At 58.9% G+C, this 4596-nt stretch carries 4 protein-coding genes; 1 reads left to right on the top strand and 3 read right to left on the bottom strand.

Annotated elements, in window-relative coordinates; translation table 11 throughout:
- Positions 1 to 117: 117 nt before the first annotated feature.
- Positions 118 to 1038: a diguanylate cyclase gene (locus tag ACY69P_RS14395; RefSeq protein WP_462327969.1), complete on the bottom strand. Its 921-nt coding sequence runs from the start codon at positions 1036 to 1038 to the stop codon at positions 118 to 120.
- A 275-nt stretch (positions 1039 to 1313) separates the two neighbouring features.
- Here ACY69P_RS14395 and ACY69P_RS14390 point away from each other — a divergent pair, with 275 nt between their 5' ends.
- Positions 1314 to 1676: a hypothetical protein gene (locus ACY69P_RS14390; protein ID WP_459900675.1), complete on the top strand. Its 363-nt coding sequence runs from the start codon at positions 1314 to 1316 to the stop codon at positions 1674 to 1676.
- 117 nt (positions 1677 to 1793) lie between these two features.
- Here ACY69P_RS14390 and ACY69P_RS14385 read toward each other — a convergent pair whose 3' ends face one another.
- Positions 1794 to 2054 (bottom strand): hypothetical protein, encoded by a 261-nt coding sequence (locus ACY69P_RS14385; protein ID WP_459900673.1) that lies wholly within the window; start codon positions 2052 to 2054, stop codon positions 1794 to 1796.
- An 80-nt stretch (positions 2055 to 2134) separates the two neighbouring features.
- Entirely contained in the window at positions 2135 to 3877 is a 1743-nt protein-coding gene (locus ACY69P_RS14380; protein WP_462327968.1) for a YeiH family protein, read from the bottom strand.
- Positions 3878 to 4596 lie beyond the last annotated feature (719 nt).

Raw genomic sequence — 4596 nt, 5'->3', positions numbered from 1 at the left:
AAGGCAACCGGCATGTGCGCACATGGGATTTTTAAGGGCCCACGGCCCTTAAACCTGCGGAGCACAAAAACTCCGGGCACACCTCCCACCCCCCGCCAAAGGCCTACGCAACGCGACCTACGGCAGCACCATGCCTTCGACACGGTTTCTGCCGCCTTCTTTGGCGCGGTAGAGCATTTTGTCGGCTGTGTGAACGAGCTCGTCGGCGTTCTTCTCTTGGCTGGGGATGGTCGCTGCGACGCCAACGCTGATGGTGACGACGCTGGCGATCTCGGAATACTCGTGCATGATGGATTTGGATTCGATGGCAAGGCGCATGCTTTCGCCAATGATGGAGGCCCCGTCATAGTCGGTTTCCGGCAGCACGACGACAAACTCTTCACCGCCGTAGCGGGCGACGAGGTCGTGGGGTCGCTTGAGTTGCCCTGCGAGGAGCTTGGCGACTTTTCGCAGACAGTCGTCGCCTGCGGTGTGGCCGTAGTTGTCGTTGAACCGCTTAAAGAAGTCGATGTCGAGCATGATGACGGACATAGGCAGCGCGCTTCGCAGGGCGCGGCGCCATTCGAGGTCGAGCACTTCATCGAAGCGCCGCCTGTTGGGGATGCTGGTAAGCCCGTCAAAGGAGGAGAGATTCTCCAGAATGTCGGTCTTGCGCTTGAGGTCCAAATGCGTGCGCACGCGCGCTTTGACGATGGGGATGCTGAAGGGCTTGGTGATGTAGTCCACAGCGCCAAGTTCAAGCCCGCGGGTCTCGTCGCCCTCTTGATTCATGGCGGTGATGAAAATGATGGGGATACTTTGTGTTGTGGGGCGGGCCTTAAGTTCGCGGCAAACCTGATGCCCATCCATTCCGGGCATGATGATGTCGAGCAGGATAAGATCCGGGCGCGGGTCGGATTCGGCGATGGAGAGCGCGTCCGTCCCATTGGTCGCAACGCTGACATCGTAATCGTCCGAGAGCGCCTCACCCAACATACTGATGTTGAATGAGGAGTCATCTACGATAAGTACCCGTTGCCGCCGCTGCGTGTTGAGCATGCCCCACCTTCTTTCAGCTGGTCATTCCGACATGGTGTCATCCCTGTGGACTCACTGGTGGCCCATCGTTGCACGGTACCACGGGAATTGGCGCAAAGTAAACAATCCGCACGCCGCGCTGCGGGGCCCAAAAATGCGGAAAGTTCGCCCCACAACGGCCTGCGTGCCGGACGCCCATGCTGACGGAAGGATTTGACGGGGCGCTTTATCCCGCACTATTCTCTTTGTACGATGGAGACCCGCATCATGCGGGACTCTGGCCGCGAGGGGGACGCATGAACGGACAGTCCAGCATCCTTTCCGCCATCTTGATGGGCATTGTGAGCGTGGACCTCTTTTGCCGCGCGTGGATGGGGCTGATGACCCTTATCGCCACCGCGGTACTCCGCCACCGCGACGAGATTGCGCGGCAGGAAGCGCTGGCCCGCATGCACCGGGGTGTCCTGTCGCTCCTCTTCTGCGGCGGCCTGCTCGCGGTTGTCTTCCACCTGTACAGCAATGTGTATGGGCTGGGCACATCGCCCGGTGAATGCCTCGCCTACTTGCTGGCGGCCACGGTGCGCATGGTGGTGTTCCTGAAGGACGTCAGCCACCGCGTAGACCGCATGCTCCGCCCCGGCGGCCCGGACCAGCACTAACTCCCGCCCACAAATGCGAGAACGCGCAAAGACGCCCCCGCCTCGTCCCGGATTCCGGGGGAGGCGTGGCGTCCTTGCGCGCTCACGAAACAGGCGCGGCACAGGGCGGCGCACTGCCTAGTCGGGCTGGGGACCGCTCGGCATATAGTCAAAGGTGCTGCGGGCGCCGATATTGGCGTGCCCCACGCACTCGATATCCGTGTAGTAAAACTCGCCGGTTTCGATGTTCGTTTCATCCACGAAGTCTGCCATCTGGCGCATTTCGGGGATGGCGTTGACCAGCGCCGGGCACGCCACAAAGACGACCAACCACGTCACGCCAAGGGCAACGATAAAGGACGTCCACCGCTGGGCAAGGCTCTTGTTTTGCTGTTCCATTTTTTCTCTACCTCCTCGTAAAGAGGGATGGACGGGGGACACTGTCCCCCGTCCGGAGGGGTGGCACAATCAGTTCAGCTTTAGATCTTCGCCGTAATTTCGGGGAAGACGAGGTAGAACATGATGTACGCCATGGTCAGGGTAAGGATGAGGTTGAGGGACTGGCCGCAGAAGTACAGGATGAGCGGCTTGCCGCCTCGGAAGTAGCCCTTCAGCTCGCGGAAGTTGGTGGCGAGACCGATAGCCGCGAAGCTCAGGCAGAAGAACCAACCGCGGAAGATCTTACTAAAGCCGCGGATAACGCCCTGGTCGATGAGGGAGAAGCCTGCATCGGTGCCGAGGCTGGTGTACATGATGGAGAACACGATGGATGCGGACAAAAAGCCCAGCACGAACTTGGGGAAGCGGTGCCAGATTTCAATCCAGCCGATGGACTTGCCACCAGCTTCGCACTCAACCTTGGTGCACCAGTACACAGCCACACCAAAGGCGGTCACACCGATGAGCACGTTCTGGATCATCTTAATGGTAGCGGCCACGTAGAGGGCCTTCTCGGACAGGAACGCACCGGCAGCGGCAACGGCGCCCGTGGCGTCGATGGTACCACCCATCCACGCGCCACCAAGGATAAAGGGCATGCCAGTGGCCTTAATGATGGCAGGCATGACAATCATCATGATGGAGGTGAACACCAGGGACAGGCCGATGGAGAGGGTGAGCTCTTCCTTCTTGGCGCGGCAGGCCGCGGCGGTGGCGATGGCCGCAGAGGTACCGCACACGGACATATCCGCGGAGACAACCATGTTCAGCGTCTTGGAAGGAATCTTCAGCACCTTCTGACCGAAGATGTAGGTGGAGATGAGGACGACAGGCGTCACAATCCACGCCACGAAGATGCCGGGCACGCCAATGGCGATAATTTTGTTGAACAGCACCTCGGCGCCAAGCAGAACCAGACCGGCCTTGATGTAGAACTCAACCTGCAAGGCGGGCTTGACCCACTTCGGGGTGCCGATGGTGTTGGAGATAAGCATACCAAGGAAAATAGCCCACGCGGCATAACCAATGCCGTAGTGCTTCATCGTGGACTGGTACGACATAAAGTACGCAATAACGCCAAGGGTGAAGACAAAGCAGAAGCCCTTGAAGAACTTGCCCGCGCTCTCGCCCATGCAGCGCATGCCCACGGAGAACAGCAGGCCAATGACGACCATCAGGCCAATCAGGGTGGGGAAGCGGTTAAAGGCCTTGTGCTTTACCTTCTTCTTGGCGGACTTCATGGAGCCCTTCGCGGCGCGCCACTTTTCAATCTTGTCCTGCGCAACCTGATTCAGCTCCGCGCTCTTAAAGCCCACAGCGGCGGCAGCGGCTTCAGCAATCTGCGCCTCGGTGCGCGCCTCTTTGGCGGCCAGCTTGGCGGCCTCGTACTTGGGCGCGTACTTGGCGTTCATTTCCTTGGCACGCTCGGCGCTCATGTAGAAGCTGTCCAGCGGGTTGCTGGACCACGTGCCGGGCTTGCTGGTCCACGACTTAATGGTTTTGCCAATGGACGTCTTTTTACCCTGAACGCCTTCCTTCTTGTCCTGCGCCGTCAGGTACGCCACAGTCTTGAACGGAGCGCGCTCCGCCTCGGCAGCCATGATGGCGTTGCACTCGGCAAAGGTTTCGTCCATACCCTCAGGGGTATTATTAAAGTAAATCAGCCCACCGATAATGAGCAGGAAGAAACCAAGCCAAATGGCAAGGTAGTCCTCTTTCTTCCACAGGTCCGACCAGGACGATTGCGCCTGATCCACTACGACGTTGCTACTTGCTTCAGACATAAGCCATGAATCCTCCTTAAGATATGTCGCTCAAGGCAAGACCGTGGGGTCAGCACGTTACCGTAGGCAGGGAGAACGGTTGTCCCGGACCCGCTGTCTGCCCTGAGCGCAGCACTCCCCTTAGAGCAACCATCGTTCCAAAAAGAACAATCGTGAATAACATGTCGAATTCATTGCTTTTATCATAAAAGCTGGCATTCCCGTGTCATCCACAAACTGCTAACTTCAAGCTACACCCTGTAAACCCCAGCCCTCGGAAATCCGCTCCACAGCGCGTCGCACAGCCGACACTTTGCGTCCCAATCACCACCTGCACCACGCAGAGAACCCGCCACATCACGCCCGGCGAAACGCGACTGATATTCATTTATAACAGGATATTATATGCCAACAGCGGAGAAAGGCGCCCAACTCTCGCACCCAATCGTGGCCCCGCGTACGTCCCCTGCTCCGTCTTCACCGCAGCGTGGGGAGAAAACCAAGCTGGGCACTAGGGATTGGCACGCCGTGTTCCCGTGAGTGTAGCCACAAGGTTACACCCCTTCCGGACGGGTTGTGAGGCTGTTCACATACGGCGGGATGGTGGAAAAACACCCGACATGGCCGGATATTCCGCATGGCCTGCGTGCGGCGCAGGTCGGAAGGCAAGGCCTAACAGACAGGCTTTGGAGCGCTGGGGCGAGGCTTTTTGTGCTCTGCGGCTCAAGTGGGGGTGCAGA

This window comes from Desulfobaculum sp., assembly GCF_054921475.1.
Note: the sequence above shows the minus strand (reverse complement) of the source record. Positions and strands in the feature narration are given on the sequence as shown.